The sequence below is a fragment of the Microbacterium halotolerans genome (assembly GCF_003569805.1).
Taxonomy (GTDB): Bacteria; Actinomycetota; Actinomycetes; order Actinomycetales; family Microbacteriaceae; genus Microbacterium; species Microbacterium halotolerans.
The window spans coordinates 1-1,648 of sequence record NZ_QVLP01000021.1; the positions used below are offsets into that span (position 1 = coordinate 1).

The window sequence follows — 1,648 nt, forward strand, 5'->3', positions numbered from 1 at the left end:
CTGTTTTTTACGGAGAGTTTGATCCTGGCTCAGGATGAACGCTGGCGGCGTGCTTAACACATGCAAGTCGAACGATGAAGCTCCAGCTTGCTGGGGTGGATTAGTGGCGAACGGGTGAGTAACACGTGAGCAACCTGCCCCTGACTCTGGGATAAGCGCTGGAAACGGCGTCTAATACTGGATATGCACTGTAGCCGCATGGTTTGCAGTGGGAAAGATTTATCGGTTGGGGATGGGCTCGCGGCCTATCAGCTTGTTGGTGAGGTAATGGCTCACCAAGGCGTCGACGGGTAGCCGGCCTGAGAGGGTGACCGGCCACACTGGGACTGAGACACGGCCCAGACTCCTACGGGAGGCAGCAGTGGGGAATATTGCACAATGGGCGCAAGCCTGATGCAGCAACGCCGCGTGAGGGATGACGGCCTTCGGGTTGTAAACCTCTTTTAGCAGGGAAGAAGCCTTCGGGTGACGGTACTTGCAGAAAAAGCGCCGGCTAACTACGTGCCAGCAGCCGCGGTAATACGTAGGGCGCAAGCGTTATCCGGAATTATTGGGCGTAAAGAGCTCGTAGGCGGTTTGTCGCGTCTGCTGTGAAATCTGGAGGCTCAACCTCCAGCCTGCAGTGGGTACGGGCAGACTAGAGTGCGGTAGGGGAGATTGGAATTCCTGGTGTAGCGGTGGAATGCGCAGATATCAGGAGGAACACCGATGGCGAAGGCAGATCTCTGGGCCGTTACTGACGCTGAGGAGCGAAAGGGTGGGGAGCAAACAGGCTTAGATACCCTGGTAGTCCACCCCGTAAACGTTGGGAACTAGTTGTGGGGGCCTTTCCACGGTCTCTGTGACGCAGCTAACGCATTAAGTTCCCCGCCTGGGGAGTACGGCCGCAAGGCTAAAACTCAAAGGAATTGACGGGGACCCGCACAAGCGGCGGAGCATGCGGATTAATTCGATGCAACGCGAAGAACCTTACCAAGGCTTGACATATTCGAGAACACTGCAGAAATGTAGGACTCTTTGGACACTCGTATACAGGTGGTGCATGGTTGTCGTCAGCTCGTGTCGTGAGATGTTGGGTTAAGTCCCGCAACGAGCGCAACCCTCGTTCTCTGTTGCCAGCACGTAATGGTGGGAACTCAGGGGATACTGCCGGGGTCAACTCGGAGGAAGGTGGGGATGACGTCAAATCATCATGCCCCTTATGTCTTGGGCTTCACGCATGCTACAATGGCCGGTACAATGGGCAGCGATACCGTGAGGTGGAGCGAATCCCAAAAAGCCGGTCCCAGTTCGGATCGTAGTCTGCAACTCGACTACGTGAAGTCGGAGTCGCTAGTAATCGCAGATCAGCAACGCTGCGGTGAATACGTTCCCGGGTCTTGTACACACCGCCCGTCAAGTCATGAAAGTCGGTAACACCTGAAGCCGGTGGCCTAACCCTTGTGGAGGGAGCCGTCGAAGGTGGGATCGGTAATTAGGACTAAGTCGTAACAAGGTAGCCGTACCGGAAGGTGCGGCTGGATCACCTCCTTTCTAAGGAGCATCTGGCATCCTTTTGGGGTGTCCAGGCGTCGTGTGGGACCGAATGTGTCCTGCCGGCAGCTCATGGGTGGAACATTTGACATGCCATCGTTGATGGGTGATGCCG

At 56.0% G+C, this 1,648-nt stretch carries 1 rRNA gene; it reads left to right on the forward strand.

Annotation, left to right across the window (positions count from 1 at the left end):
* The first annotated feature begins 6 nt into the window (after positions 1-6).
* Positions 7-1,533, forward strand: a 16S ribosomal RNA gene (locus DZG09_RS16430).
* Positions 1,534-1,648: the final 115 nt, after the last annotated feature.